Source organism: Variovorax sp. UC122_21 (assembly GCF_044056785.1).
Taxonomy (GTDB): Bacteria; Pseudomonadota; Gammaproteobacteria; order Burkholderiales; family Burkholderiaceae_C; genus Variovorax.
Map to the genome: position 1 here is coordinate 4254872 of NZ_CP172004.1, position 26451 is coordinate 4281322.

The following is a 26451-nucleotide window of genomic DNA, read 5'->3' on the forward strand; positions in this document are numbered from 1 at the left end:
CGGCCGCCATGGCGCATGATCGATCGCCGCACCGTCACCGGCCTTCGGAGATCGACCCGATGCCGACCGCGTCCCCGCTCCCGCGCCTTCGCCTGCTGCTCGCGGCCCTGCTGCTGCCCGCCCTGCTCGGCGCCTGCGCCAGCCTGCCGCCGCCCGTCGCACAGGCGCCGGTCGCCGCGATCGCCGACTACGCCACCACGCCGCTGAACGCCATCGCGCAGCGGGCACTGGCACCGGGCGGCTCATCGGGCTTTCGCCTGCTGCCCTACGGCCCGACCTCCTTCGCCAGCCGCATCGAACTCGCGAAGCTCGCCACCCGCAGCCTCGACGTGCAGTACTACCTGCTGGCCGGCGACAACACCGGCCGCGCCCTGATGCGCGCGCTGCGCGATGCCGCCGCGCGCGGCGTGCGCGTGCGATTGCTGGTGGACGATCTCTACACCACCGGCGAGGACGAGCTGCTGCTCGGCCTGGCCAGCCATCCGAACGTGGAGGTGCGCCTGTTCAATCCCTTCCCGGCCGGCCGCGGCAGCGACCTCACGCGCTTCGCCGCCTCGGCCATGGATTTCGAGCGCATCAACCGGCGCATGCACAACAAGCTGTTCGTGGCCGACAACGCCGCCGCCGTGGCCGGCGGGCGCAACATGGCCGACGAGTACGTGATGAACGCCAGCGCCAGCAACTTCATCGACATGGACGTGTTCGCCGCGGGCCCGGTGGTGCGCGAACTCTCCGACGCCTTCGACCACTACTGGAACAGCGAAGCCGTCTATCCCGTGCAGCGCATCGCGCGCAGCAGCCTGACGCCGGCGCAGCTGCGGCAGGCCTTCGAGGAACGCACCGCCACCGCCAGGCCGCCGCAGGCGCCGCGCATTCCCGACGACGGCATCATCCCCGACGCGACCGAGGGCGAGCCGGCCTCGATCCCGCTCGAGATGGTGCCGATGATGAACCTGCCCTTCGAGCTGGCCGAGCGCAGGCTGAGCCCGCTGCTCGCGGCCGACGCGCGCGTGCTGTTCGATCCGCTGACCAAGACGCAGGGCTGGAACGAGCGCGAGAACTCGAACAAGGGCACCGTCACCGAGGCCGTGATCCGCTGGTTCCGCACCGCGCAGCGGACCATCAAGATGGTCTCGCCCTGATTTCGTGCCTTCGGACGCCGCCGTCGCCAGCCTCGCCGAGGCGCGGGCCGCGGGCCTGCAGGTCGAGCTCGTCACCAACTCGCTGGCCTCCACCGACGAGCCCTGGGTCTACGTCGGCTACTGGCCGCACATCCACCGGCTGCTCGAGGCCGGCGTCGAGATCTACGAACTGAGCCCCTCGCTGAGCGTGCACCGCGGCAAGCTCGGCCTGTTCGGCCACGGCACCGGCGCGCTGCACATGAAGAACGGCATCGTCGACCATCGCCAGGTCTTCCTCGGCTCGATGAACCTCGACCCGCGCTCGGCACGGCTCAACACCGAGCTCGGCCTGATCATCGACAGCCCCGACATGGCGCGCCAGCTCGAGAGCTTTGCCGACACGCGCAGCTTCTACCGGCTGCGGCTCGATGCGAAGGGCCGCAACGTCGAATGGGTGGACCAGGACGACGACACGCGCGTGTTCGACGTGCCGCCCGAGACGACGGCGTGGCAGCGCTTCAAGCTGAGGCTGCTGGGTCCGTTGATTCCGCAAAGCCAGCTCTAGAAGGCCGCACGCATGTCCCGCTCCGAACGCCTGCTCGCCCTGGTCCAGACCCTGCGCCGCCATCGCCGGCCGATCAACGGCCAGGCCCTGGCCGAGCAACTCGGCATCAGCCTGCGCACGCTGTACCGCGACATCGCGAGCCTGCAGTCGCAGGGCGCGCTGATCGAAGGTTCGCCCGGCCTGGGCTATGCGCTCCAACCGGGCTACGTGCTGCCGCCGCTGATGTTCGGCCCCGAGGAGATCGAGGCGCTCGCGCTGGGCCTGCGCTGGGTGGCGGACCGCGGCGACAAGACCCTGTCGGGCGGCGCGAACGATGCGCTCGCGAAGATCGCCGCCGTGCTGCCGCCCGAACTGAAGCGCGAGCTCGAGGCCTCCGCGCTGCTCGTGGCCGCGGGTGCGAAGCGCGCACCGGCCGCGGTCGAACCCGATCTGCTGCGCGCCGCGATCCGTGCCGAGCACAAGCTGCGGATCGGCTACAGCGATCCCGGCGGAACCGCATCGCAACGCGTCATCTGGCCCTTCGCGCTCGTGTACTTCGAACAGTCGCGCGTGCTCAGCGCCTGGTGCGAACTGCGCAACGACTTCCGCAACTTCCGCGCCGACCGCATCGTCGCCGCCGAGATGCTCGATGCGCGCTACCCCCAGCGTCGCCAGGCGCTGCTCAAGGCCTGGCAGCAGCGCGTGAAGGAAAGCGGCCGCACGATACTGCCGGAATCTGACATGCCCTCTTCCTAAGCTCGCGCCATCGTTCATTCATCAGGAGATCGGCGTGAAGTTTGCATCCGTGCGTCTTAGTCACCCAACAATTCGAAGCCCTCGTTGCGTTCTACGCGCGCCTCTCGGGCACCGAGGCCACCCGCCTGGCCGATGGCTTCGCGGAGATCAGGCTGGCGGGCGCGACCCTGGCCATTTCCGAGGAGCATCTCGTGCAGCGCTTCAACGCCGGTGCCGCGACGGCCGCGTCGAACCGCTCGGCGATCCTCGAGTTCGAGGTCGCCGATGTCGAGGGGACGCTGGCGCGCATGGAAGAAGCGGCCGAGGTCGTGATGCGGCCGACCACGATGCCGTGGGGCAACCTGTCGCTGCTGCTTCGCGATCCGGATGGGAGTCTGGTGAATGTGTTTTCGAGGCCCGCGAGCTAGCGAGGGCCCTTCGGCGTTACACGCGTTACGGCCGAGACGTCCCTCGCTTGCCAGTCGGAGGACATGAAGCCCGGCCTTTTCTACGATGGCGGCCCAATCCCCGTCCCTCCCATGAAACGACCGCTTCGCCTCCTGTCCGCAGCCCTGCTCGCCACCCTCGCCGCCACCACCCACGCCCGCACCCTCTGCACCGCCATCGCCGACGCAACCACCGGCCAGTTCATCGTGAAGCAAGGCCGCTGCGACGAACGCGTCACCCCCGCCTCCACCTTCAAGATCGCGATCGCGCTGATGGGCTTCGACGCGGGCTTCCTCAAGAACGAGCACGACCCCGTGCTGCCCTTCAAGGAAGGCTATCCGGCCTGGGTCGAAGGCTGGAAGCAGCCGACCGACCCGCAACGCTGGCTCAAGCTCTCGGTGTTCTGGTTCTCGCAGCGGGTGACCGAATCGCTCGGTGCCGAGCGCTTCGCGCGCTACGCGAAGAACTTCGACTATGGCAACGCCGACGTGTCGGGCGACCCGGGAAAGAACAACGGGCTCGAGCGTTCATGGGTCGCGTCTTCGCTGCGCATCTCGCCGCGCGAGCAGGTCGAGTTCCTGCGCAAGCTGCTGTCGAACCGGCTGCCGGTGTCGCCGCGCGCGATCGAGATGACGCGGCGTTCGATGGAGACGACCGAGCTGCCCGAGGGCTGGACGGTGCAGGGCAAGACCGGCGCGGCCTACCCGAAGAAGGCCGATGGCTCGCTCGATGAAGCCCATGGCTACGGCTGGTATGTCGGCTGGGCCACGCGCGGCGAGCGCACCGTGGTGTTCGCGCGGCTGACGCAGGACGACCGGAAGCAGGCAACGACGCCGGGCATCCGCACGCGCGACGCGCTGCTGCCGGCCCTGCCCGCGCTGATCGGTTCCGCCGCGAGATGACGGCGGCGCCGTGCACCGGACCACGCAGCACGCGCATCGACGTGTTGCGCGGCATCGCGATCCTGCTGGTGCTGTTCCACCACTTCAACATCGCCTACCGTCTCGACGGCACCGTGCTGTCGCAGCTCTTCGGCTGGGAAGCGGTGCGCGCGGTGGCGCGCAACGGCAACTACGGCGTCACGATGTTCTTCGTGATCTCGGGCTTCCTGATCACCTCGAACGCGCGGCGCCGCTGGGGCGCGCTGCGCGACGTGAAGGCGCGCGCCTTCTACGGCCTGCGCGTGGCGCGCATCGTGCCGTGCCTGCTGCTCCTGCTGGTCGCGGTCAACCTGCTGGCCTGGGCGGGCGTGGCCATCTTCCAGAACCGGGCGCCGGCAGGTGCGACCCCGTTGCCGCTGTGGCTGGTCAACCTCGTCTCGCTGACCTTCTGGATGAACGTGGTGGTCGACAAGTACGGCTGGACCAACTACGCGCTCGGCGTGCTGTGGTCGCTGTCGGTCGAGGAGGTCTTCTATCTCTTCTTCCCGATCCTCTGCGCGCTGCTGCGCCGGGAGCGCCGGCTGATCGCCTTCTGGCTCGCGATCGCGGTGCTGGCACCGGTCTACCGCTTCCATCGCCAGGACGATGAAGGCGGCTACCTCTATGCCTACTTCGCGGCCTTCGACGGCATCGCAATCGGCTGCTGCACCGCGCTGCTCGCGGACTCGGTCGTTCTCTCCATGCGACTCGAAGACGCTGCTGCAATGGGCCGTGGCGATCGCCATGGTCTTCCTCTACCTGCGATGGCCGATCGCGCAGAGCCACGTGCTCGGCGTCACGGCGATGGCGTTGGGCACGGCCGTGCTGCTGGCGACGATGGTCGATCGGTCCACGCACGGCACGGCGCCCGCACGCCTTCGCTGGCTCTCCACCGCCTTCGGATGGTTCGGCCGGCGCAGCTACGAGCTCTACCTGTTCCACCTGATTGTGCTCGGCCTGCTGCGGACCCTGTTCCCGCCCGCGCTCGCGAGCGGCGGCGACAGGATGTGGCTGCTCGGCGGCTACCTGCTGCTGTCGATGGCCCTGTGCGACGCCATCGCGCGCTGCTACAGCGAGCCCATGAACCGCTGGCTGCGAGGGCGCCTGTCCGTTGCGCGCGCCTGACCCGGGCGTCCTTTCCTGTGCGCCGGCATCGCCGGACACGATCGAGATGACGCGACGGGACGCGATCGCGCGAAGAGGTTTCAATCAACCGCCTTGCCCATCTCCTCGACCACCTTCTTCGCGTCGCCGAACACCATCATGGTCTTGTCCATGTAGAAGAGTTCGTTGTCCAGCCCGGCGTAGCCGGCGGCCATGGAGCGCTTGTTGACGATCACCGTCTTGGCCTTGTAGGCCTCCAGGATCGGCATGCCGTAGATCGGGCTGCCCTTGGTGTGCGCGGCCGGGTTCACCACGTCGTTGGCGCCCAGGATGATCGCCACGTCGGCCTGGCCGAACTCGCCGTTGATGTCCTCCATCTCGAACACCTGGTCGTACGGCACCTCGGCCTCGGCCAGCAGCACGTTCATGTGCCCCGGCATGCGCCCGGCCACCGGATGGATCGCGTACTTCACCGTGATGCCCTTCTCGGTGAGCTTGGCCGCGAGCTCCTTGACCGCGTGCTGCGCTCGGGCCACCGCCAGGCCGTAGCCCGGCACGATCACCACCGTCTCGGCATTGCCCAGCACGAAGGCCGCGTCGTCGGCGCTGCCGCTCTTCACGGGGCGCTGCTCCTTCGCGCCACCCGTGGCCGCCGCCGCGTCGCCGCCGAAGCCGCCCAGGATCACGTTGAAGAACGAGCGGTTCATCGCCTTGCACATGATGTAGCTCAGGATCGCGCCCGAGCTGCCCACCAGGCTGCCCGCCACGATCAGCATCGCGTTGTTCAGGCTGAAGCCGATGCCCGCGGCCGCCCAGCCCGAGTAGCTGTTGAGCATCGACACCACCACCGGCATGTCCGCCCCGCCGATCGGGATGATGATCAGCACGCCCATCACGAAGGCCAGCGCGAGCATCGCGAAGAACGCCGTCCAGTTCTCCGTTGCCATGAAGACGAGGCCCAGGCCCACGGTCGCCAGGCCCAGCACGAGGTTGAGCATGTGCTGGCCCGCGAACTGCACCGGCGCGCCCTGGAACAGGCGGAACTTGTACTTGCCCGAGAGCTTGCCGAAGGCGATCACCGAGCCGCTGAAGGTGATGGCGCCGATGGCCGCGCCCAGGAACAGCTCCAGGCGGTTGCCCGCGGGGATCGGATCGCCCTTGAGCGCGATGTTGAAGGCATGCGGCTCGGCCACGGCGGCCACCGCGATGAACACGGCAGCGAGACCGATCATGCTGTGCATGAAGGCCACCAGCTCGGGCATCTTGGTCATCTCGACCTTGTTGGCCATGTAGGCCCCGAGGCCACCGCCCACGACCAGCGCGACCAGCACGTAGGCCAGGCCCTCGAGGTTGCCGCTGGCGAGCTTGTAGATCAGCGCGCCGGTGGTCAGCACGGCGATCGCCATGCCGGTCATGCCGAAGACGTTGCCGCGGATCGAGGTGGTGGGATGGCTCAGGCCCTTGAGCGCCTGGATGAAGCAGATGCTGGCCAGCAGGTACAGCAGGGTGACGAGGTTCATGCTCACTTGGAAGCTCCCTCGGCGGCTGCGGGCGCGGCCTTGCGCTCCTTCTTCTTGAACATCTCCAGCATGCGCCGCGTGACCAGGAAGCCGCCGAAGACGTTGACCGCCGCCAGCGCGACGGCCAGCACGCCCATGGTCTTGCCCAGGCCGGTCTCGGTGAGCGCGGCGGCCAGCATGGCGCCCACGATGACGATCGCCGAGATGGCGTTGGTCACGGCCATCAGCGGCGTGTGCAGCGCGGGCGTGACGGTCCACACCACGTGGTAGCCCACGTAGATGGCCAGCACGAAGATGATGAGGTTGATGACGGTGTGAGAGACGATGTCCATGGTTTCTTCTCCTCGCGTGTTCGCTTACTTCTTCGTGACCTGGCCGTCCTGCGTGACGCGGCAGGCGGCGACGATGTCGTCCTCGAGGTCGATCTTCAGCGCGCCCTCCTTGGTCAGCACGAGCTTGAGGAAGTCGAGCACGTTGCGCGCGTACAGCGCCGACGCGTCGGCCGCCACCAGCGCGGCGAGGTTCGTCTCGCCGACGATGGTCACGCCGTGCTTGACGACGGTCTTGTCGGCTTCGGACAGCGGGCAGTTGCCGCCTACCCCTCCATCTGGATTGACCGGACCTTTACCAGCGGCGATGTCGACGATGACCGAACCCGGCTTCATCGACTTGACCATGTCCTCGGTGATCAGGGTCGGCGCGGCCCGCCCCGGGATCAGCGCGGTGCTGATGACGACGTCGGCCAGCGCCACGCGCTTGGCGACCTCGGCCTGCTGGCGCGTGAGCCAGCTCGCGGGCATGGGGCGCGCATAGCCGCCCACGCCCTCGGCGGCGTCCTTCTCTTCCTGCGTCTCGTACGGCACGTCGATGAACTTGCCGCCCAGCGATTCGATCTGTTCCTTGACGCTGGGGCGCACGTCCGAGGCCTCGATGACCGCGCCCAGGCGCTTGGCCGTGGCGATGGCCTGCAGGCCCGCGACGCCCACGCCGAGGATGACGACCCGCGCGGCCTTCACGGTGCCGGCGGCGGTCATCAGCATCGGGAAGAAGCGCTGGTACTTGTCGGCGGCGATCATCACGGCCTTGTAGCCGGCGATGTTGGCCTGGGAGCTGAGCACGTCCATGCTCTGGGCGCGCGTGGTGCGCGGGGCGGCTTCGAGCGCGAAGCCGGTGAGGCCGGCCGCGGCCACGCGCTGCAGGCCGGCGGCATCGAAGGGGTTGAGCATGCCCACGAGCACGCTGCCGGATTTGGCGAGGGCGCATTCGGCGTCGCTCGGCGCGCGCACCTTGAGCACGATGTCGGCACCGAAGGCGCCGGCCTGGTCGGTGATCTCGGCACCGGCCGCCTGGTAGGCCGCGTCGGTCACGCTGGCCGCCACGCCCGCGCCGCTCTGCACACGCACCGTGTGCCCCAACGCCACCAGTTTCTTCGCCGTCTCCGGGGTCACGGCCACTCGGGTTTCGCCTGTCGTTGTCTCGGCAGGCACGCCTATCCACATGGGAATCTCTCCTTCGTGTTTTCGAAAAAAAGCCGACCGGCCGCGGTGCGGCAACGGTCGGCATCGCAAGCGCCGCGATCGGCGCGGCCTGCTAGCGATTCACCAGCTTGGCCGGGATGAGCAGGATGAGGCCAGCGCCGATCACGAGCACGACGGCCGACACATACATGGCAATGGTCGAGCTCTGGGTCAGGTCGCGCAGCCAGCCGATGAAATAGGGGCTGACGAAGCCGGCGAGCCCCGCGAAGGCATTGATCGCGGCCACACCGGCGGCGGCGGCGCTACCGACGAGAAAGGCCGAAGGCAGCGCCCAGAACAGCGGTCCCGGCGTCATCACGCCTGCGGCCGCGAGCGACAGGCCCACCAGCGCCAAGGGTACGTTGTGCCCCGCGAGCGCTGCGATCGTGTAGCCTACGGCTCCCATGAGCATTGGAACGATCAGATGCCATCGCCTTTCGCCCGTGCGATCCGAACTCCGACCGAACGACAACATGGCGATCACGGCAACCCCGTACGGTATTGCCGACAGCAGTCCGATGTTCACCACGCCCTGTACTCCCGACGCCTTGATGAGCGTCGGCATCCAGAAGGTCAGGCCGTATTGACCCATGATGACGCAGAAGTAGATCACCGCCAGCAGCAGCATGCGTGGATCGCTGAACACGTTGCCGACCGTCGAAAGAATGCGCGCGTGGGCTCTCACGGGAATCTCCAGCGCGCGCTGGATGTGCGCCTTCTGCTCGGGCGTGAGCCACTTCGCCTGCGAAGGGTTGTTGTCGAGGAAGAAGAGCGTCATCACGCCGAGAACCAGCGAGGGAACGGCCTCGATGATGAACATCCACTTCCAGCCGGCCATGCCATGAGCGCCGTTGAAGGCTTGCATGATCCAGCCGGAGAGCGGTCCCCCGATGATTCCCGCCACCGGAATGGCGACCATGAAGAGCGCAATGATCTGGGAACGGCGATGCGCCGGGTACCAGGACATCAGGTAGAAGATGACGCCCGGGTAGAAGCCGGCCTCCGCGGCACCCAGCAGAAAGCGCAGCACGTAGTACTGGGTCGGCGTCGAGACCAGCGAGAAGCCCGCGGAGATCACGCCCCAGGTGATCATGATGCGGGCAATCCAGATCTTGGCGCCCACGCGCTGCATCACGAGGTTGCTGGGCACCTCGAAGAGAAAGTATCCGATGAAGAAAACGCCGGCCCCGAGGCCGTAGACGGTCTCGCTGAACTTGAGATCGTCCAGCATCTGCAGCTTCGCGAAGCCGATGTTCACGCGATCGAGGTATGCCGCCACGTAGCAGAACATCAGGAACGGGATCAACCGCCACGTGATCCGGCGGTACATGCGGTCTTCGGTGGCGCGCGCGCTTCCAAGCGTCGCGGCCGTGATGGTTGCGTCAGTCATTGCTTGTCTCCTGGTTGTATTTTTCTCAGGCGGGCCGGTCCGCGAGTTCCGCCAACACGTCGGTCAGGACCCCGCGCGCCCGCTGCTGCGTGCGCGGGCGTGATCGACTCGGCCTCGTTGTGCGTGATGCCGAGGTGGCATGGGATGAACACCATTCCCGATGGGCAGACACCATGCAGGTAGCGCGCGTCGTGGCCCGCCGCGGAGTGCAGCTCGGTGTGCGAAAGACCGAGGCGTTCAGCTGCGGCGGAGATGCACTCGCGCATCCCGGTCGGGAACTCCAGCGACATCGCGGTGGAAAGCTCCTGCACGCGGACCTCGCAGGGGCCGGCCGCCTCCCGGCACAGGCCCTCGATGGCGTTGCCCAGTTGCCGCAGCAGCATGGAATCGGGATGACGCAGATCGATGGAGAAGCTCACGGCGCTGGGCACGACCGACGGCGCATTGGGCGTGACGGTGAATTGCCCGACGGTGAACTTCACGATGTCCTGCGGATCGTGCATGTGCCCCGCCAGCGCCTTGACCATGTCGACCGCCGCCAGCAATGCATCGCGCCGCTCGGCACGCCGGGAGGTCCCCGCATGCGCGGCCTCGCCGACCACCGAGACACGGAAGGTGCGCTTGCCCTGGATGCCGCTGACGACACCGATGGTCTTGCCCATGCGCTCGAGCAGCGGGCCTTGCTCGATATGCGCTTCCACATAGGCGAAGACGCTGCCTCCCAGCGGCCGCACCTGCACGTCGGCCATCGTCGCGGCGACGCGTGCCAGCGCGCCCGCGACGCTCTCGCCCCCGTTGTCTACCGAGGCCCCGATGTCCGCCAGGCTGCGCTCACCCGCGAAGACCGCCGAACCCATCATGCCGGGCGCGAAACGGGAGCCTTCCTCGTTCATCCATGCCACCACGTCGATCGAGCGCCGCGGACGGCCGCCCGATTCGACGATCGCCTCGCACGCTTCCAATGCGGCCAGGACACCGTAGACGCCGTCGTACTTTCCGCCAGTGGGCTGGCTGTCCAGGTGCGAACCCGAGAGCACCGGTGCCGCAGCGGCATCGCTGCCCTGCAGGCGCAGGAAGACATTGCCCGCGAGGTCGCGCGAGGCCTGCATGCCGAGCGCCTCTCCCCATCGGATCAGGAGCCGGCAGGCAGCGACGTCTTCGTCGGACAACGCCGGCCGGTTCACACCGCCCGAAGCGGTTGCACCGAGCCTGGCCATCGCCTCGTGCCGCTGCCAGAGACGGGCCTGGTCGACCCGTTCGGATGGCCGCGCGCTCATGAGGTCTTCATGATCTGGGCCGGCACCGCGCGCGGATCCCGCGCGAGCCAGCGGTTCTGCCCCACGGTGGCCAGGAAATCCGCCACGAGCTGATTGAAGAGAGCGGGTTCCTCCAGGTTCAGCGTGTGGCCGGCCTTCGGCAGTACCGCGAGCCCGCAGGCCGGCACGGTCCGCTTGAGAAAGATGCCCGGCTGCAGGCAATGATCGTCCTCGTCGCCCACCACGACCAGGGTGGGCACGTGCATCGCCTTCAGGCGGTCCTCGAGATCGTAGAGCGAGGGCCGGCGCGCCTGCACGCCACGCATCGTGAACGCCGCGCCCTTCGCGGAGTGCTGCGCCAGCTGCGCGGCGAATTCGGCCCAGCCTCGCGGATCCTTCAACAGGTACGCGATGCGCGATGCGGCCAGCGCGTAGGTCCTGGAGAAGGTTTCGGAGCCCTGGGCCTCGAACTGCGCTGCGACCTCGAGCGAGACGTCGCGAAAGTAGGCTTCGTGCTGCTTCTCCGCGCCATAGCCGGCCCCCGCCACGACCAGCGAGATCGCGCGCGTCGGCGCGATCAAGCCGAAGTGCAGGGTGGCGAAGCCTCCCATCGATAAGCCCACGACATGGGCGCGCGCCAGTCCCAGGTGATCGAGCACCGCGCCGATGTCCAGCGCGGCGCGCTCCTGCGTGTAGCTCTCCAGCGACTCGGGCACTTGCGAGGGCGGATAGCCGCGCGCATTGAAACAGATGCAGCGATAGCGGCGCGAGAAGTACCCGCATCTGCGGTTCCCAGCTGCGCCATGTCGCCGCCGAACTCGTGCACGAACACGATCGGCTCGCCTTCGCCAGCCTCCTCGTAGCAGAGATCGACCCGTCCGAAGTCTTCAGATACGGCATGTGACCTCCCCGCTCAGAAGAAGTCGGCCGGCACGTCGATCTTTCGCGCCCGCTCGACCATCGACGGAAGCAACTCGCAGAGCGGTCGGCCCATGCCTCGGGCACGGTAAGGCTGACCTTCACGAAGCGGTCGCCGAATCTTTTCGTGTGATAGGCGCCCTGGCGGATCATCACGCCCTCCTCCTGGTAGGCCGCGACCAGCGCTTCGGGCCGCAATCCGGCCTCCACCGTCTCGACGATCAACAGGTTGGCCTGCGAGGGATACACCGGTACCGAGAAGCCCGCGATGGCGGACGCGGCGCGGGCCACTTCAGCTTGGTTGCGACGCTGGCGGCGGAAGGTCTCGGGGAACCAGTCCGCCTTGGTACGCAGCCCGGCGATTGCGGCGCGCTGCGAGAGCACGTTGCTGCCGAGGTTGTTGGGCGGTGCGGTCGCGAGCATCTCGATGATGTCCGCGCTCGCGAGTACCGCGCCCAGGCGCATGCCTGCCAGGCCCAGCCATTTCGAGAAGCTGTAGGTCACGATGGTCTTCTCGGGATAGAACCGAAAGGCCGGAGTGAAGCTGTCGGCGAAGTGGCAGTAGGTCGCGTCGTGAATGAGGTAGGCCCCCACGGAACGTGCGATGTCGGCGATCGCGCGGATCTCGTCCTCCGTGTGGCATGTGCCCAGCGGATTGTTGGGATCCACGAGGTAGATGACCCGCGTGTTCGGCGTGACCGCCGCGCGCAGTTGTTCCACGGTGAGCTTGTAGCCTTGCGCGGCGTCGTAGATCGGAAGCTCGATGACGTTGGCGCCCGCCTTCCTGGCGAAGTGCATCGGCCACGCCCAGCTCGGGTCGGTCGTGACGAAGTCGGTCCCGGGCGCGCAGATATTGCTGCAGACGTTGTAGAGCGCCTCGACCGCGCCATCGGTGACGAGCACGGACGCGTTCGGCAGGCCCATATCCTCCTTGATAAGGGCCCGCAGTTCCTCGAAACCGACCGGCGGTGCATAGGCGTGGTACTCGCCGCCGTCGAGCGCCTCGATGACGGCTTCGCGCACGGACGGATGCGGATCGAAGTGGTTGGTGTTCTGCCCCAGCCACATCAGGCCGGGCGTGTCGCAGAGCTTGTCGAAGTAGGCGTTGCGTGTTTCGAACTTGCGCATGATGGGTCGCCTCAGATGATGGAACGGCGCGACGCGATGCCACCGTCGATGGTGACGATCGTTCCGGTGATGTACGCGGCGCGGGCCGAGGCAAGCCACACGATCAGGTCGGCGACCTCCTCGGCTTGTGCCGCGCGCTTGCCCGGGTACTTGTCGAACAGCTCTTCCCAGCGGCCCTCGTCGCCATACCAGTCGAAGGCGCGGCGCTTCATCATCTTGACCATCCGGTCGGTGGCCACAGGCCCGGGGTTCACGCCGACGACGCGGATGCCGTCGTCGAGGCTGCGCCCACCCACGCCGCGGGTGAAGGCCATCATGGCGGCATTGCCGGTGGTCCCGACGATGTAGTTGGCGTCCCAGTTCTCGCCCGAGTTGCCGATGTCGTTGACGATCACGCCCGAGCCGCGCTTCTTCATGTACGCGTAGAGCTCGCGCGTCAGGGTGACATACGAAAAGATCTTCATGTCCAGGCTGGAGCGCCAGTCCTGATCGGTCATCTGGTCGAGCGGGCCGGGCGTGGAGTCGGCTGCGTTGTTCACGAGCACATCCACGTCGCGGCAACGCTCGGCCAGGGCCATCGCATTGGCGGTCACAGACAGGTCCATCGGGTGGATCTCGACCTTGGCGCCGTAAGCCTCCTCGATCTCCTTCCTGGCTCGCGCCAGCCCCTCTTCAGAACGCGCGGCGAGGTGGAGGCGGCTCACGCCCTCCTTGGCAAAACTGTGCGCGGTCGCCAGGCCGATGCCCTTGGACGCCCCCGTGACGAGGACTGACTTACCTTCTAGACCCAGTTTCATGTATTCACTCCATTCATTTGATGTATTCGACAAATTGATTCAGCGCATACATATGCTACCGGGCAGCCCCTTTTGCCGAGACAGGTACAAACCCTTGCATTCGTATCTGCGATTTTTGTTTTCTTTTTTCCTTTCATGTATTCGTACAAAAATCCAACGAATACATCACGAGCGCCGATGCGGCCCCGGTTGGGCCTCGCATGGCTACACTCGACACGTTTTGCGCAGGAAAAAGAGACCACGAGTGACCGAGCCACAGACCCACGCCCTGAACATCCAGCAAACGCTGGAGCAGGAGATCCTTTCGGGAGTCCTCGCCCCTGGGGCACGGCTCGAGGAGGTCGATCTCTCAGCCAGGTTCAATTGCTCGCGAACGCCGGTTCGCGAGGCATTGCGACAGCTTGCCGCCGCCTCCCTGATCTCGGTGAAGCCGAGGCAGCCGGCAGTGGTCGCCGCGCTGTCGGCCCGCAAGCTGATCGAGATGTTTCAGGTCATGGCCGACCTGGAAGGCTTGTGCGCCCGCCTGGCGGCACGCCGTATCTCGTCGGCACAGATCGAGCGGCTGAAGCAGGCACATGCACGCATGGAAGCACTGGCCCTGTCCGACGACGTCGACCTCTTCTACGAGATCAACCGCGAGTTTCACGAGGTGATCTACGAGGCCAGCCAGAACGAGTTCCTGACCGAGCAGACGCGCAGCCTGCGCAACCGAGTGGCGGCCTATCGCAAACTGGTGACTCAGCGGCCGCGCCGACGCACCGACACATTGACGGAACACGCCGCGGTTCTCGAGGCCATCGTCAGCGGCGACGAGGACAGGGCCGACAGGACCATGACGGCCCACGTCAATCTGCTGGGGGAGAAACTGCTCGACTTCATCGCGCTCTTCCCCGAGAGCGACGAGGCTTACCGCAGGTAACGCCTGCGTCGATGAGCACCTGCGCCGCCCTTTCTTTGATGCGCCGCAGCTAAGGGAAATTCCCCGAACCCCCCTCCTCCGACGCTCCGAATAATCGCGCCAGTCAACCAGGGTACTTTTGAGTAACCCCCGGTTTTCCTGGCGCCACGCGGCCTCCGCGCGGCATCGGTCCCTGGTCGTCGCCGCAGGAGTCGAATGTCTACCGAGCTGGTCGAATCGCCTTGGCAAAGCCGCGGAGAGCGGCAGCAGGACCGCCATGCCAAGAAGGACGCGGTGCTGCTGGCGGCGGCGCGCCTGTTCACGACCAAGGGCTTCCAGGGCACCTCGCTCGATGACATCGCGCGCAGCCTGCGCGTGACCAAGCCCACCGTCTACCACTACGTCGAGAACAAGGAACAGATCCTGTTCGAGTGCGTGCAGCGCGGGCTCGAGGCGCTGCGCGCGGGCATCCTCGAGGCGGCGCGGCGCGGGCTGCCGCCGCGCGAGCGGCTGCGCGTGGCGATGGAGAACTACGCGGGCATCGTGACCAGCGACTTCGGCCTGTGCGTGATCCGCGTCGGCGAGGACCCGCTGGCCGAGCCGCGGCGGCGCGAGCTGCGCGCGCTCAAGGGCGAGATCGACACCGAGTTCCGCGCGCTGATCGAGGCCGGCATGGCCGAGGGCTGGATCGCGCGCGGCGACGCGGCGATGGCCTCGTACACGGTGGTCGGCGCGCTCAGCGGCATCGGCCGCTGGTACCGGCCCGACAGCCATCCGGCGCGCAGCCTGCAGGATGCCGTGCGGCACTGCATCGAGATGCTCATGCACGGCGTGCTCAGCGCCCCGACGGAGCTGCGGCCCTCGCAGACCTCCGCGTCCTCGTGGTCCCAGTGGGGAGATTCCATGCCCAAGATGCGACGTGAAGTGCACTTCAACGAGCGCGTGGTGCGCTGCTTCGCCGAGCGGCCCGCCAACGTGGCGCAGATGCTGGCCGACGCGGTGCGGCTGTCGCCCGAAGGCGAGGCGCTGGTCTGCGACACGCTGCGCCTGAGCTGGCGCGAGCTGCACCATGCCACCACCAAGTGCGCGGGCGGCCTCGCGCAGCGCGGCGTTCGGCCGGGCGACCGGGTGGCGCTCTACCTCTCGAACGGACCCGAGTTCGCGATCGCGGTGTTCGCCTGCGCCTGGCTCGGCGCGGTGGCGATGCCGGTGAGCGCGCGGGCGCGCACGGCCGAGCTCGAGTTCTCGCTGGCCGACGCCGAGGCGGTGGCGATCGTCTGCTCGCAGGAGCTGCAGGCGCTGGTGCCTTCGCCCGAGGCGCTGCCGCTGCTGCGCCTGCGCTTCTGCACCGGCGCCGCGCAGGCTGGCTTCGAATCCTTCACGGCGCTGATGCAGGCCGAGCCGCTGACGAGCGCGCACGCGGCCGCCGAGGAGGACCTCGCGGTGCTGCTCTACACCTCGGGCACCACCGGCAAGCCCAAGGGCGCGATGCTCACGCACCTGAACATCGCGCACTCGGTGATGCACTTCGTGCACGCGATGAGCCTGGGCGAATCGGACCGCAGCATCGTCGCGGTGCCGCTGAGCCACGTCACCGGGCTGGTGGCGCAGCTCTACACCATGCTGCATGCGCGCGGCTGCGCGGTGCTGATGACGCAGTTCAAGGCCGCCGAGTTCGCGCGGCTGGCCGCGGCCGAGCGCATCACGCACACGATCATGGTGCCGGCCATGTACAACCTGTGCCTGCTGCTGCCGGACCTGCAGGCGCACGACCTCTCGGCCTGGCGCATCGGCGCCTACGGCGGCGCCTCGATGCCCACCGCCACCATCGAGGGCATCGCGGCGCGGCTGCCGGGCCTCACGCTGATGAACGCTTACGGCGCCACCGAGACCTGTTCGCCCGCGACCATCATGCCGCCCGGCATGACGGCCGAGCACCGCGACAGCGTGGGCCTGGCCGTGCCCTGCGGCGAGATCTGCGTGGTCGACGAGAACGGCAACGAGGTGGCGCGCGGCGAGGTCGGCGAGATCTGGATCGCGGGCCCGATGGTGGTGCCCGGCTACTGGCGCAACCCGCAGGCCACGGCCAGCGAATTCCGCGGCGGCTACTGGCGCTCGGGCGACATCGGCAGCATGGACGCCGACGGCTACGTGCGCATCCTCGACCGCAAGAAGGACGTGATCAACCGCGGCGGCTACAAGATCTTCTGCGCCACGGTCGAGAACACGCTGATGGAGCATCCCCAGATCGTGGAAGCGGCCCTGGTGGGCGTGCCCTGCGCGGTGCTCGGCGAGCGCGTGCATGCCTTCGTCTGCGTGAGCGAGCTCGACGAGCGCACCCAGGCCGCGGCCCTGCAGGCCTTCTGCGCCGAGCGGCTGTCGGACTACGCCGTGCCCGAGACCTGGACCGTCGGCACCGAGGCGCTGCCGCGCAACCTCAACGGCAAGGTCATGAAGCGCGAGCTGCGCCAGTCGCTGCACGCGGCATTGAGCTGAAGCGGGGCGCCACACCATGACGACGAAGAAATTCAAGGCCACGCAGCAGGGCATCGTGTCCGCGCTGTTCGCGCTGCTGTTCGCGGGCTTCGCGGCGTTCCTGCCCGGCTTCGCGCAGATCGACAACCTGCTCACGCTGGTGCAGAACGTGGCCTTCCTCGGCATCCTGGGGCTGGGCATGGCGGTGGTGGTGATCGGCCGCGGCATCGACATCTCGATGATCGCCGCGCTGGCCGTGCCCTCGGGCCTGCTTTTGCAGCTGGTGCAGAACGGCCATTCGCTCGGCTCGGCCTTCCCGATCGCGCTGGGCCTGGCGCTGGCCTTCGGGCTGGTCAACGGCTGGCTGATCGCCTATGCCGAGGTGCCGTCGCTGTTCACCACGCTGGCCTCGGGCCTCTTTCTCGCGGGACTGGGCCAGGCCTACTTCTTCCAGCTCGAGGTGGTCCAGTGGCCGGCCGCGCTCGACCCGGCCGCCTGGCTGGGCCGCGGCACCCTGGCCGGGGTGCCGACGCCGGTCGTGATGTTCGGCGTGGCGGCCGCGGCCATGGCCTTCTTCCTGCGCCGCATGCGCGCGGGCGCCTTCGTCTACGCGATCGGCGACAACCCCTTCGCCGCGCGCGCCACCGGCCTGCCGACGCGGCCGATGGTGCTGCTGCAGTACGTGCTGGCGGCGCTGATCGGGCTGTTCGCGGGCGTGGTGATGGCGGCCTCGGTCAGCAGCATGCCGACGCGGATCTTCAACTCCACCATGATCTACGACGTGGTGCTGGTGGTCGTGCTCGGCGGCATCGGCCTGTCGGGCGGGCGCGGCGGCGTGTTCAACGTCGTGATCGGCACGCTCTTGATCGGCACCATGCTCAACGGCATGACGATCATGGACCTCTCCTACTCCGTGCAGAACATCGTCAAGGGCGTGGTGCTGCTGGCCGCGATCCTGATCGACTCCATGCTCAACCCGCGCAACGAAGAGACCGCGCAGCAGGGCGACATCTGATCCCGGGGTCCGCGAACGGACCCACCTGTTTTCCGAAGCCGGGCGCCAGGCGATTTTGGCGTCATCCGAGACCACCGAAAAAAGGAGACATGCAATGCACTTCGTTCGCACACTCGCCGCGTCCGCCAGGCTCGCGGGCATCGCGCTGGCACTGGTTGCCGCCTCGCAGCACGCGGCCGCCCAGGGCAAGGGCCTCGACGAGCCCTTCCGCGACGGCTACAAGAAGTCGCTGGCCGGCAAGACCGTGGGCTACATCCCGGTGGCCATGGGCTTCGACCTCGCGCAGGGCTGGTACAACGGCCTCAAGAAGGAGCTCGAGCCCGCCGGCATGAAAGTGGTGGCGCGCGATCCCAACTGGAACACCAACGCGGGCGCGCAGGCCTTCACCGCGCTGATGGCCGAGAAGCCCGCGGTGATCGTGATCCACAACCCCGACGTGCAGACCTACGCCAAGCTGATCAAGAAGGCCGAGGAAGACGGCATCTACGTGGTGCAGATCAACATGCGCTCGGTGCAGCCCTCGACCGTGTTCGTGGGCGCCGACTGGGTCGACGTGGGCGAGCGCAACGCCGAGGCCGTGGTGCAGGCCTGCAAGGGCAAGTCGAACAAGATCGCCATCGTGCAGGGCGCGCCGACCGCGGCCACCAGCGCCTACACGCTCAAGGGCGTGGAGAACGTGCTGGCGAAGAACCCGCAGATCAAGGTGGTGTCGAACCAGGCCGCCGACTGGGACGCGGCCAAGGCCAAGGGCCTGACGCAGACGGTGCTCAAGCAGAACCCCGACCTGTGCGGCATCGTCGGCTTCTGGGACGGCATGGACATCGGCACCGCGGCCGCCATCAAGGAAGCGGGCCTGACCGGCAAGGTCTACCTCGCGACCTCGGGCGGCGGCGAGCAGAAAGGCGCCTGCGACCAGGTCAAGTCGGGCGCCTTCGACCTCGACGTGAGCTACGACGTGCCGACGCAGGCCGCCAACATGGCCGCCATGATCAAGTGGCTGGTGCAGGGCGGCATGAAGCCCGGCGCGGCCAAGCAGAACATCTACACCACGCTGATCCCGATCACGAAGGAGAACGCGGGTGCCGACGGCACCTGCTGGAAGCTCACCGCCGCCAAGTGACGCCGACGCCGGAGCCGCACCGATGAACGAAACGCTCACCCGCCTGCGCTACCGCTGGTGGCCCGACCACTGGGTCGGCGAGATCCTGTCCAAGCGCTGGACCGAGACCGCGATCCCGGTGCTGCTGCTGGTGGCGGTGCTGCTGGCCTCGGGCCAGCTGATCGGTAACTTCTGGTCGCCGGTGGTGCTGGCCGACACGCTGCGGCAGGCCGGCGAGATCGGCTTCATCGTGCTCGGCCTGGCGCTGGTGATGATCGTCGGCGGCATCGACCTGTCGGTGGGTTCCATCTTCGCGCTCACCAACTTCTGCGCGCTGATGTGCATGCACGTGCTGAAGTGGCCGATGGGCGCGTCGGTGCTCGCGACGCTGGCCGTCGGCGCGCTGCTGGGCGCCGTCAATGGCGTGCTGATCGGCTACCTGCGGCTGCGCGCCTTCCTCACCACCCTCATCACGCTGATCATCTTCCGCTCGTTCTACGAGATCCTGAGCCTGCAGTACTCGACCGCGATCGCGGGCTCGCTGCCCGATTCGCCGGCCTGGGACTTCCTGGGCAACGGCACCTTGCTGGGCCTGCCGACGGTGGCCTGGGCCTACGCGGCGGTGGCGATCGCGGGCCACGTGCTGCTCACGCGCCTGCGCGCGGGCTGGCACATCATGGCCATCGGCGGCTCGCGCCGCTCGGCCTACAACAGCGGCATCGCGGTGCGGCGCACGGTCGCGCTGTGCTACGTGGCCTCGGGCACGCTGTGCGGCGCGGCCGGCTGCTTCTTCGCCTCGCGGCTGGCCACGGCCGGCGCCGACATCGGCGTGGGCATGGAGGTGCTGGTGCTCACGGCCGCCGTGCTCGGCGGCATCAGCCTGGGGCGGCGGGCGCGGCTCGGTCGCCAAGGCGCTGGTCGGCACGCTGCTGGTGCTCTTGATCACCAACGGCCTGACCTCGATGTCGGCGCCCGGCGGCGTGATCCGCATGGTGCTGGCCGCGATCCTGGTGCTGGCGGCCGTGATCGACGTGCGCTGGCTCAAGAACCGCCAGCGCATCATCAGCAAGGTCTACGTGAGCCCGACCTACTTCGCGCTGCCGCCGGCACCGGCCAGCAGCGGCGACGGCGCGAGCGTCTACGCGGTCAACAACAAGCTGCGCGACGTCACGCTGATCGGCCTGGGCCGCATCGAGTCGCCCGAGGACGTGATCCTCGACCGCGACGACAACCTCTATGCGGGCTCGCGCCATGGCGACGTGATCCGCTTCCTCGCGCCCGACTACGAGCGCATGGAGGTCTATGCCCACATCGGCGGACAGCCGCTGGGCCTGGCCTTCGACCGCGAGGACAACCTGCACGTGTGCGTGGGCGGCATGGGCCTGTACCGCGTCACGCCCGGGCGCAAGGTCGAGCGCGTGACCGACGAGACCAACCGCAGCTGGACCTCGATCAACGACGACAGCCGGCTGCGGCTCGCCGACGACCTCGACATTGCCGACGACGGCCGCATCTTCTTCAGCGAGGCCACGGTGCGCTACGAGATGCACGAGTGGCCGGTCGACGGGCTGGAGGCGCGCGGCAACGGGCGCATCGTCTGCTTCGATCCGCGCGACGGCTCGACGCGCACCGTGCTGCGCGGGCTGCGCTTTCCGAACGGCATCGCGATCGCGAGCGACGGCCAGTCGATCCTGTTCGCCGAGACCTGGGGCTGCTGCATCAAGCGCTACTGGTTCGACGGGCCGAAGGCCGGCCAGGTGCAGATGGTGATCGACAACCTGCCGGGCTATCCCGACAACATCAACCTCGCCTCCGACGGCCACTACTGGCTCGCGCTGGTGGGCATGCGCTGCCCGGCCTACGACCTCGCGATGCGCATGCCGGGCTTTCGCCGCCGCATGGCCACGCGCGTGCCGGTGGACGAATGGCTGTTCCCCCAACATCAACACCGGCTGCGTGCTCAAGTTCAGCGAGGCCGGCGAGATCCTCGAGACGCTGTGGGACCTGGGCGGCGAGAACCATCCGATGATCACCTCGATGCGCGAGCACCGCGGCCACCTCTACCTGGGCGGCATCTCGAACAACCGCATCGGCCGCTACAAGCTCGAGGGCGCCGACCCCGACTTCGTGCAGTACGAACGGCGCTGGAGGACAGCCTGATGCTCGACACCCTTCGCGGTTTCACCGACCGCCTGCTCGGCCGCGGCAGCGCCGCCATCACGGTGCCGGTCATGGACGGCGTGCTCAAGCCCAACCGCGCGCTCGACAACGCCGAGGTGGTGGCCGAGCTCGCCGACATCGACGACCTCGCGGTGGCCGACGGCGTGCTGTGGATTGCGGCCGGACATGCGCTGTACCGGCTCGACGGAGGCGTGCCCGTCGAGCTGCGGCGCTTCGAGCGCCCGATCACGGCGCTGGCCGCGGCGCCGGGTGGACGGCTCGCGCTGGCGCTCGGCGGCACGCAGGTGCTGCTGCTCGCACCCGACGGCGCCACCGCCCACACGCTCACGGAGGCCGGCGGCCGCGCGCTGCGCTGCGTCAATGCGCTGGCCTGGGACGAGGCCGGCCGGCGCTGGCTCTTCACCGAGGGATCGGCCGAGCATGCACCCGAACGCTGGTGCCACGACCTGATGGCGCATGGCGCGAGCGGCCGCGTCTGCGCCTGGGCGCCGGGCGGCGGTGCCGCGCAGCAGCTCGCGGCCGGGTTGCGCCATGCCTTCGGCGTGCTGCCGCAGGCGGGCGGCACGGTGCTGGTCGGCGAGAGCTGGGCGCATCGCGTGCTCGCGCTCGGATCGGGCGGCACCGCGCCGCGAGTGGCCGACCTGCCCGGCTATCCCTCGCGCATGGCTGCGGCGGCCGGCGGCGGCTTCTGGCTCAGCTGTTTCGTCTGCCGCACGCAGCTGGTGGAATTCGTGCTGCGCGAGGAGGCCTACCGCCGCCGCATGGTGGCCGAGATCGATCCGCGCTACTGGATCGCGCCGGCGCTCTCGTCGGGCCACAGCTTCCTCGAGCCGCTGCAGGGCGCGGGCGTCAAGCAGATGGGCGTGCTCAAGCCCTGGGCACCGCCGCGCTCCTACGGGCTGGTGGTGCGCGTGAATGCGCAGGGCCAGGTCGTGTCCTCGCTGCACAGCCAGGTCGACGGCCGCCACCACGGCATCACCGCGGTGGCCGAGCATGGCGGCGCGCTGTTCGCGGCCTCGAAAGGCAGCGGCCGGCTGCTGCGGGTGCGCATGACCGCCGAGGAACAGGGAGCCGCGCGATGAACGCCCGCGATACCAGCGCCGACACCGTGGCCGTTGAAACGGGCGCGCCGGCCGTGCACGAGACCATGCTCGAGCTGCGCCAGGCCACCAAGAAATACGCGGGCGTGCCCGCCATCGAGGACGTCGACTTCACGCTGCGCCGCGGCGAGATCCATGCGCTGCTCGGCGAGAACGGCGCCGGCAAGTCGACGCTGACCAAGGTGATGGCCGGCGTGGTGCCGCTGAGCGCGGGCCAGATGCTGGTGGAAGGCCGGCCGGTGCAGCTGCGCACGCCGCTGGAGGCGCGCCACGAGGGCATCGCGATGGTGTTCCAGGAAACCAGCCTGGTGCCGACGATGACGGTGGCGCAGAACCTGTTCCTGGGCCAGGAGTCCTTCTTCAACCGGCTGCGCGGCGTCTACATCTCGGCGCAGCAGTTCCTGCAGTCGCTCAATTTCGACGTCGATCCGACCGCCACCGTGGGCATGCTCGGCGCGGCCAAGAAGCAGATGGTGGAGATCGCGCGCGCGGTGCTGCACAAGGCGCGCATCATCATCTTCGACGAGCCCACGGCCAGCCTCACGCCCGAGGAGAAGAAGTACTTCTTCGACCTGGTGTTCGACCTCAAGGCGCGCGGCGTGTCGGTGATCTTCATCTCGCACGCGCTCGAGGAGGCGCTGCTGCTGGCCGACCGCATCACGGTGCTGCGCGACGGCCGCCACGTGGTGACCGACGACAAGGCCAACTTCGACCGCGAGCGCATCGTGCAGGCGATGGTGGGGCGCGATCTCTCGCAGACGCTCTACGGGCAGAAGAAGACCCACGTGCGGCCGCAGGGCGACTGTCTGCTGTCGGTGCGCAACCTGCGCATGGCGGCGATGGTCAAGAACAACTCGCTGTCGGTGTTCGCGGGCCAGATCACGGGCGTGTTCGGCCTGGTGGGCGCGGGCCGCACCGAGACCTTCAAGGTGGTGGCCGGGCTGATCAAGCGCGACTTCTTCCATGGCGGCGAGATCCTGCTGCGCGGCCGGCCGGTGCGCTACCGGGTGGCGCGCCAGGCGGTGCGCGACGGCATCGCCTACATCACCGAGGACCGCAAGTTCGAGGGCTTCTTCGAGACCATGTCGATCGCGCAGAACATCTACATGGGGCTGCAGGGCAAGCTGGCCGGCGCGCGCGGGCTGGTGTCGGGCGCGAAGGCGCGTTCGGTGGGCGAGCACTGGAGCCGGCTGCTCAATGTGCGCGCCATCGGCAAGGACGTGAAGGTGATCGAGCTGTCGGGCGGCAACCAGCAGAAGGTGGTGATCGCCAAGTCGCTGGTGCAGGAGCCCGACATCGTGATCTTCGACGAACCCACGCGCGGGGTCGACGTGGGCGCCATCGCCGAGATCCATGCCGAGATCAACCGACTGGCCGATGCCGGCAAGGCGGTGGTGGTGATCTCCTCCTACCTGCCCGAGGTGATGGCGCTGTCGGACCGCATCCTCGTGGCCAAGCAGGGCAAGGTGGTGACGGAGTTTTCCGCCACCGAGGCGACGCAGGAGGCGATCATGTACGCGGCCATCCACTGACCGCGCCGATCGCCGCGTTGCGGCGCTTCAGTTCTTCTCGTCTTCCGCCGGCCAGTCGCGGATGTAGGCCTTGAGCATCTTGTTCTCGAAGTTCTGCGCGTCGACCACGGCCTTGGCCACGTCGTAGAAGCTGATCACGCCCATCAGCATGCGCTTGTCCATCACCGGCATGTAGCGGGCATGGCGCTCGAGCATGATGCGGCGGATCTCGTCGAGGTCGGTTTCGAGGGTGCAGGTGACGGGGGCGTCGTCCATGGCCTTGCGCACCAGCGTGCCGCCGACCTGGCCGCCGTTGGCGACGATGGTCACGATCACTTCACGGAAGGTGAGCATGCCCACGAGGTCGCCATGCTCCATGACGACCAGCGAACCGATGTCCTTGTCCGCCATCGTCTTGACGGCTTCGGCCAGCAGATCGTCTGGCGTGATGGTGAAGAGCGTGTTGCCCTTGACTCGAAGGATGTCGGTGACTTTCATCGTGTGCTCCTCTCGGACTCTGTCTTTCCTGGCGGCCTGCCTTTTTTGAATATAGCCCACAATCGGCGCCGACCTCCACGGCCCGGTTTGTCGCTGTCACGCAGCGGACGCCACCGGTCCAAAGCGCCGCTCCAGAAAGGACCCCATGCCCGGCTATTCCGACCCCGGTTTCGACACCCTCGCGCTGCACGCGGGCGCCTCGCCCGACCCCACGACCGGCGCGCGCGCGGTGCCGATCCACCTGACCACCTCCTTCGTCTTCGAGTCGAGCGACCATGCGGCCGCCCTGTTCAACCTCGAGCGCTCGGGCCACGTCTACTCGCGCATCAGCAACCCGACCAACGCGGTGCTCGAGCAGCGGGTGTCGGCGCTCGAGGGCGGCATCGGCGCGATCACCACCGCCAGCGGCCAGGCGGCGCTGCACCTTTCCATCGCCACGCTGATGGGCGCGGGCTCGCACATCGTGGCCAGCACCGCGCTGTACGGCGGCTCGCAGAACCTGCTGCACTACACGATGCGCCGCTTCGGCATCGAGACCACCTTCGTCAAGCCCGGCGACCTCGACGGCTGGCGCGCCGCCGTGCGACCCGAGACCAAGCTGTTCTTCGGCGAGACCGTGGGCAACCCCGGCCTCGACGTGCTCGACATCCCGGCCGTGGCCGAGATCGCGCACGGGGCCGGCGTGCCGCTGCTGGTCGACTCCACCCTGACCTCGCCCTACCTGATCAAGCCGCTGGACTTCGGTGCCGACCTGGTCTACCACTCGGCCACCAAGTTCCTCTCGGGCCACGGCACCGTGATCGGCGGCGTGGTGGTCGATGGCGGCAGCTTCGACTGGGAGAAGTCGGGCAGATTCGCCGAGCTGACCCAGGCCTACGACGGCTTCCACAACATGGTGTTCAGCGAGGAGAGCACGGTCGGCGCCTTCCTGCTGCGCGCGCGCCGCGAGGGCCTGCGCGACTTCGGCGCCGCGATGAGCCCGCACACCGCCTGGCTGATCCTGCAGGGCATCGAGACCCTGCCGCTGCGCATGGAGCGCCACATCGACAACACGCAGAAGATCGTCGAATTCCTGGCCACCCATCCCTTCGTCTCGCGCGTGGGCCATCCGCTGATCGAGTCGCACCCGAGCCACGCGTTGGCGCAGAAGCTGCTGCGCCACGGCGCGCGCGGCGCGGGCGCGGTGTTCAGCTTCGACATCAAGGGCAGCCGCGCCCAGGGCAAGGCCTTCATCGAATCGCTCAAGCTCTTCAGCCACCTGGCCAACGTGGGCGACTGCCGCAGCCTGGTGATCCATCCGGCCAGCACCACCCACTTCCGCATGACCGACGAGGCGCTCGCGGGCGCGGGCATCTCGCAGGGCACGATCCGGCTGTCGATCGGCCTCGAGGATCCGGCCGACCTGATCGACGACCTGAAGCGCGCGCTGAAGGCGGCCGAGAAAGCGGGGGCCTGAGACCATGCACTACACCGTCAACGGCCACGCCACCTACTGCTACACCGGCGGCAAGCCCTTCGATGCCGCCAAGCCCACCGTGGTCTTCGTCCACGGCGTGCTCAACGACCACAGCGTCTGGATCCTGCAGAGCCGCTGGTTCGCCAACCACGGCTGGAACGTGCTCGCGGTCGACCTGCCCGGCCACTGCAAGAGCGAGGGCCCGCCGCCGGCCAGCGTCGAGGAGGCCGCGCAGTTCGTGCTCGCGCTGCTCGATGCGGCGGGCGTGCAGAAGGCGGCGCTGATCGGCCACAGCTTCGGCTCGCTGATCGCACTGGAGGCCGCCTCGCGCGCGCCCGAGCGCGTGACGCACCTGGCGATGGTCGGCAGCGCCTACCCGATGGTGGTGTCGCCGGCGCTGCTCGAGAGTTCGCTCAACGACCCGCAGCGCGCGATCGCGATGGTCAACACCTTCTCGCATGCGCTGCTGGCGCCGCCGCCCTCGGCGCTCGGCCCCGGCACCTGGCTCTACGGCAGCTCGCGCGCGCTGATGCGCCGCGTGCTCGCGAGCAACCGCGAGGTCAACGTGTTCCATGTCGGCTTCAAGGCCTGCAACGACTATGCGGGCGGCGAGGCGGCGATGGAGAAGCTGCAGTGCCCGGTGCTGTTCCTGCTCGGCGACGCCGACCAGATGACGCCGCCGCGCGCCGTGAAGGCGCTGGCCGCCAAGGCACGCGACGGACGGACGGTGACGGTGCATGCGGGGCACGCGCTGATGAGCGAGGCGCCCGACGCGGTGCTGTTCGCGCTGCGGGATTTCGTCTCGCGCTGAAAGAGACGCC

21 protein-coding genes and 3 pseudogenes are annotated in these 26451 nt (G+C 68.2%); 15 read left to right on the forward strand and 9 right to left on the reverse strand.

Going from position 1 to position 26451, the window contains the following annotated elements:
• The first annotated feature begins 59 nt into the window (after window positions 1-59).
• The 6 genes and pseudogenes from ACHMXE_RS32725 to ACHMXE_RS32750 all read left to right on the forward strand — a co-directional run bounded on the left by ACHMXE_RS32725 (window position 60) and on the right by ACHMXE_RS32750 (window position 4892).
• The gene (locus ACHMXE_RS32725; protein WP_395348166.1) at window positions 60-1142 is read left to right on the forward strand and encodes a phospholipase D-like domain-containing protein; all 1083 of its coding nucleotides are present in this window, start codon (window positions 60-62) and stop codon (window positions 1140-1142) included.
• 4 nt (window positions 1143-1146) lie between these two features.
• Window positions 1147-1686, forward strand: a complete 540-nt coding sequence (locus ACHMXE_RS32730) for a phospholipase D-like domain-containing protein (protein ID WP_395348167.1) — start codon at window positions 1147-1149, stop codon at window positions 1684-1686.
• A 12-nt stretch (window positions 1687-1698) separates the two neighbouring features.
• A complete protein-coding gene (locus ACHMXE_RS32735; protein WP_395348168.1) occupies window positions 1699-2421 on the forward strand; it encodes a helix-turn-helix transcriptional regulator in 723 nt (240 codons plus the stop codon).
• Window positions 2422-2462: 41 nt separating this feature from the next.
• Window positions 2463-2828 carry a VOC family protein gene (locus ACHMXE_RS32740; protein WP_395348170.1) on the forward strand — a complete coding sequence of 122 codons (366 nt, stop codon included), beginning with the start codon at window positions 2463-2465 and terminating at the stop codon, window positions 2826-2828.
• Between the two features lie 111 nt (window positions 2829-2939).
• Window positions 2940-3749 (forward strand): class D beta-lactamase, encoded by an 810-nt coding sequence (blaOXA, locus tag ACHMXE_RS32745; RefSeq protein ID WP_395348171.1) that lies wholly within the window; start codon window positions 2940-2942, stop codon window positions 3747-3749.
• Window positions 3746-4892, forward strand: a pseudogene (locus ACHMXE_RS32750) (acyltransferase family protein). Before blaOXA ends, ACHMXE_RS32750 begins: the two are co-directional and overlap by 4 nt.
• 80 nt (window positions 4893-4972) lie before the next feature.
• Here ACHMXE_RS32750 and ACHMXE_RS32755 read toward each other — a convergent pair.
• The 8 genes and pseudogenes from ACHMXE_RS32755 to ACHMXE_RS32790 all read right to left on the reverse strand — a co-directional run bounded on the left by ACHMXE_RS32755 (window position 4973) and on the right by ACHMXE_RS32790 (window position 13397).
• Window positions 4973-6397, reverse strand: coding sequence for an NAD(P)(+) transhydrogenase (Re/Si-specific) subunit beta (locus ACHMXE_RS32755; RefSeq protein ID WP_395348173.1), 1425 nt, complete (start codon window positions 6395-6397; stop codon window positions 4973-4975).
• Entirely contained in the window at window positions 6394-6723 is a 330-nt protein-coding gene (locus tag ACHMXE_RS32760) for an NAD(P) transhydrogenase subunit alpha (RefSeq protein ID WP_093350473.1), read from the reverse strand. Before ACHMXE_RS32760 ends, ACHMXE_RS32755 begins: the two co-directional genes overlap by 4 nt.
• 24 nt (window positions 6724-6747) lie before the next feature.
• Window positions 6748-7890, reverse strand: a complete 1143-nt coding sequence (locus tag ACHMXE_RS32765) for a Re/Si-specific NAD(P)(+) transhydrogenase subunit alpha (protein ID WP_395348174.1) — start codon at window positions 7888-7890, stop codon at window positions 6748-6750.
• A 91-nt stretch (window positions 7891-7981) separates the two neighbouring features.
• Window positions 7982-9298, reverse strand: coding sequence for an MFS transporter (locus tag ACHMXE_RS32770; protein WP_395348175.1), 1317 nt, complete (start codon window positions 9296-9298; stop codon window positions 7982-7984).
• Window positions 9295-10575 carry a M20 family metallo-hydrolase gene (locus ACHMXE_RS32775; RefSeq protein WP_395352908.1) on the reverse strand — a complete coding sequence of 427 codons (1281 nt, stop codon included), beginning with the start codon at window positions 10573-10575 and terminating at the stop codon, window positions 9295-9297. The genes ACHMXE_RS32770 and ACHMXE_RS32775 overlap by 4 nt, the downstream gene beginning before the upstream one ends.
• The gene (locus tag ACHMXE_RS32780; RefSeq protein WP_395352910.1) at window positions 10572-11270 is read right to left on the reverse strand and encodes an alpha/beta fold hydrolase; all 699 of its coding nucleotides are present in this window, start codon (window positions 11268-11270) and stop codon (window positions 10572-10574) included. Before ACHMXE_RS32780 ends, ACHMXE_RS32775 begins: the two co-directional genes overlap by 4 nt.
• 310 nt (window positions 11271-11580) lie before the next feature.
• Window positions 11581-12600, reverse strand: a pseudogene (locus tag ACHMXE_RS32785) (pyridoxal phosphate-dependent aminotransferase); the annotation flags it as partial.
• An 11-nt stretch (window positions 12601-12611) separates the two neighbouring features.
• Window positions 12612-13397 carry an SDR family oxidoreductase gene (locus tag ACHMXE_RS32790; RefSeq protein ID WP_395348177.1) on the reverse strand — a complete coding sequence of 262 codons (786 nt, stop codon included), beginning with the start codon at window positions 13395-13397 and terminating at the stop codon, window positions 12612-12614.
• Window positions 13398-13641: 244 nt separating this feature from the next.
• On the opposite strand from ACHMXE_RS32790, the gene ACHMXE_RS32795 reads away from it, so the two are divergent.
• From ACHMXE_RS32795 to ACHMXE_RS32825, 7 genes and pseudogenes are all read left to right on the forward strand, one after another.
• Entirely contained in the window at window positions 13642-14316 is a 675-nt protein-coding gene (locus ACHMXE_RS32795; RefSeq protein WP_395348178.1) for a GntR family transcriptional regulator, read from the forward strand.
• 195 nt (window positions 14317-14511) lie between these two features.
• Entirely contained in the window at window positions 14512-16791 is a 2280-nt protein-coding gene (locus ACHMXE_RS32800) for an AMP-binding protein (RefSeq protein ID WP_395348179.1), read from the forward strand.
• A gap of 16 nt (window positions 16792-16807) precedes the next feature.
• Window positions 16808-17785: an ABC transporter permease gene (locus tag ACHMXE_RS32805; RefSeq protein ID WP_203205166.1), complete on the forward strand. Its 978-nt coding sequence runs from the start codon at window positions 16808-16810 to the stop codon at window positions 17783-17785.
• A gap of 94 nt (window positions 17786-17879) precedes the next feature.
• On the forward strand, window positions 17880-18905 hold the full coding sequence (locus ACHMXE_RS32810) for a sugar ABC transporter substrate-binding protein (RefSeq protein ID WP_209541061.1): 1026 nt from the start codon (window positions 17880-17882) through the stop codon (window positions 18903-18905).
• 22 nt (window positions 18906-18927) lie between these two features.
• Window positions 18928-19704: pseudogene (locus ACHMXE_RS32815) on the forward strand (ABC transporter permease); the annotation flags it as partial.
• Window positions 19705-19816: 112 nt separating this feature from the next.
• Window positions 19817-22147: an SMP-30/gluconolactonase/LRE family protein gene (locus ACHMXE_RS32820; RefSeq protein WP_395348181.1), complete on the forward strand. Its 2331-nt coding sequence runs from the start codon at window positions 19817-19819 to the stop codon at window positions 22145-22147.
• Window positions 22144-23697: a sugar ABC transporter ATP-binding protein gene (locus ACHMXE_RS32825; protein ID WP_395348184.1), complete on the forward strand. Its 1554-nt coding sequence runs from the start codon at window positions 22144-22146 to the stop codon at window positions 23695-23697. The genes ACHMXE_RS32820 and ACHMXE_RS32825 overlap by 4 nt, the downstream gene beginning before the upstream one ends.
• A gap of 27 nt (window positions 23698-23724) precedes the next feature.
• On the opposite strand, the gene ACHMXE_RS32830 is transcribed toward ACHMXE_RS32825, so the two are convergent.
• A complete protein-coding gene (locus ACHMXE_RS32830; protein WP_203205161.1) occupies window positions 23725-24174 on the reverse strand; it encodes a CBS domain-containing protein in 450 nt (149 codons plus the stop codon).
• Between the two features lie 145 nt (window positions 24175-24319).
• Between ACHMXE_RS32830 and ACHMXE_RS32835 the strand changes: the two genes are divergently transcribed.
• Both ACHMXE_RS32835 and ACHMXE_RS32840 read left to right on the forward strand, forming a co-directional pair.
• A complete protein-coding gene (locus ACHMXE_RS32835; RefSeq protein ID WP_395348185.1) occupies window positions 24320-25630 on the forward strand; it encodes an O-acetylhomoserine aminocarboxypropyltransferase in 1311 nt (436 codons plus the stop codon).
• Window positions 25631-25634: 4 nt separating this feature from the next.
• Entirely contained in the window at window positions 25635-26441 is an 807-nt protein-coding gene (locus ACHMXE_RS32840; protein WP_296778471.1) for an alpha/beta fold hydrolase, read from the forward strand.
• Window positions 26442-26451: the final 10 nt, after the last annotated feature.

Excerpts from the sequence above, each read along its gene's own strand:
- ACHMXE_RS32725 (WP_395348166.1), top strand. The coding sequence starts at position 60 with ATGCCGACCGCGTCCCCGCTCCCGCGCCTTCGCCTGCTGCTCGCGGCC.
- ACHMXE_RS32735 (WP_395348168.1), top strand. The coding sequence starts at position 1,699 with ATGTCCCGCTCCGAACGCCTGCTCGCCCTGGTCCAGACCCTGCGCCGC.
- blaOXA (WP_395348171.1), top strand. The coding sequence starts at position 2,940 with ATGAAACGACCGCTTCGCCTCCTGTCCGCAGCCCTGCTCGCCACCCTC.
- ACHMXE_RS32760 (WP_093350473.1), bottom strand. The coding sequence starts at position 6,723 with ATGGACATCGTCTCTCACACCGTCATCAACCTCATCATCTTCGTGCTG.
- ACHMXE_RS32765 (WP_395348174.1), bottom strand. The coding sequence starts at position 7,890 with ATGTGGATAGGCGTGCCTGCCGAGACAACGACAGGCGAAACCCGAGTG.
- ACHMXE_RS32770 (WP_395348175.1), bottom strand. The coding sequence starts at position 9,298 with ATGACTGACGCAACCATCACGGCCGCGACGCTTGGAAGCGCGCGCGCC.
- ACHMXE_RS32775 (WP_395352908.1), bottom strand. The coding sequence starts at position 10,575 with ATGAGCGCGCGGCCATCCGAACGGGTCGACCAGGCCCGTCTCTGGCAG.
- ACHMXE_RS32790 (WP_395348177.1), bottom strand. The coding sequence starts at position 13,397 with ATGAAACTGGGTCTAGAAGGTAAGTCAGTCCTCGTCACGGGGGCGTCC.
- ACHMXE_RS32800 (WP_395348179.1), top strand. The coding sequence starts at position 14,512 with ATGTCTACCGAGCTGGTCGAATCGCCTTGGCAAAGCCGCGGAGAGCGG.
- ACHMXE_RS32805 (WP_203205166.1), top strand. The coding sequence starts at position 16,808 with ATGACGACGAAGAAATTCAAGGCCACGCAGCAGGGCATCGTGTCCGCG.
- ACHMXE_RS32810 (WP_209541061.1), top strand. The coding sequence starts at position 17,880 with ATGCACTTCGTTCGCACACTCGCCGCGTCCGCCAGGCTCGCGGGCATC.
- ACHMXE_RS32825 (WP_395348184.1), top strand. The coding sequence starts at position 22,144 with ATGAACGCCCGCGATACCAGCGCCGACACCGTGGCCGTTGAAACGGGC.
- ACHMXE_RS32830 (WP_203205161.1), bottom strand. The coding sequence starts at position 24,174 with ATGAAAGTCACCGACATCCTTCGAGTCAAGGGCAACACGCTCTTCACC.
- ACHMXE_RS32835 (WP_395348185.1), top strand. The coding sequence starts at position 24,320 with ATGCCCGGCTATTCCGACCCCGGTTTCGACACCCTCGCGCTGCACGCG.
- ACHMXE_RS32840 (WP_296778471.1), top strand. The coding sequence starts at position 25,635 with ATGCACTACACCGTCAACGGCCACGCCACCTACTGCTACACCGGCGGC.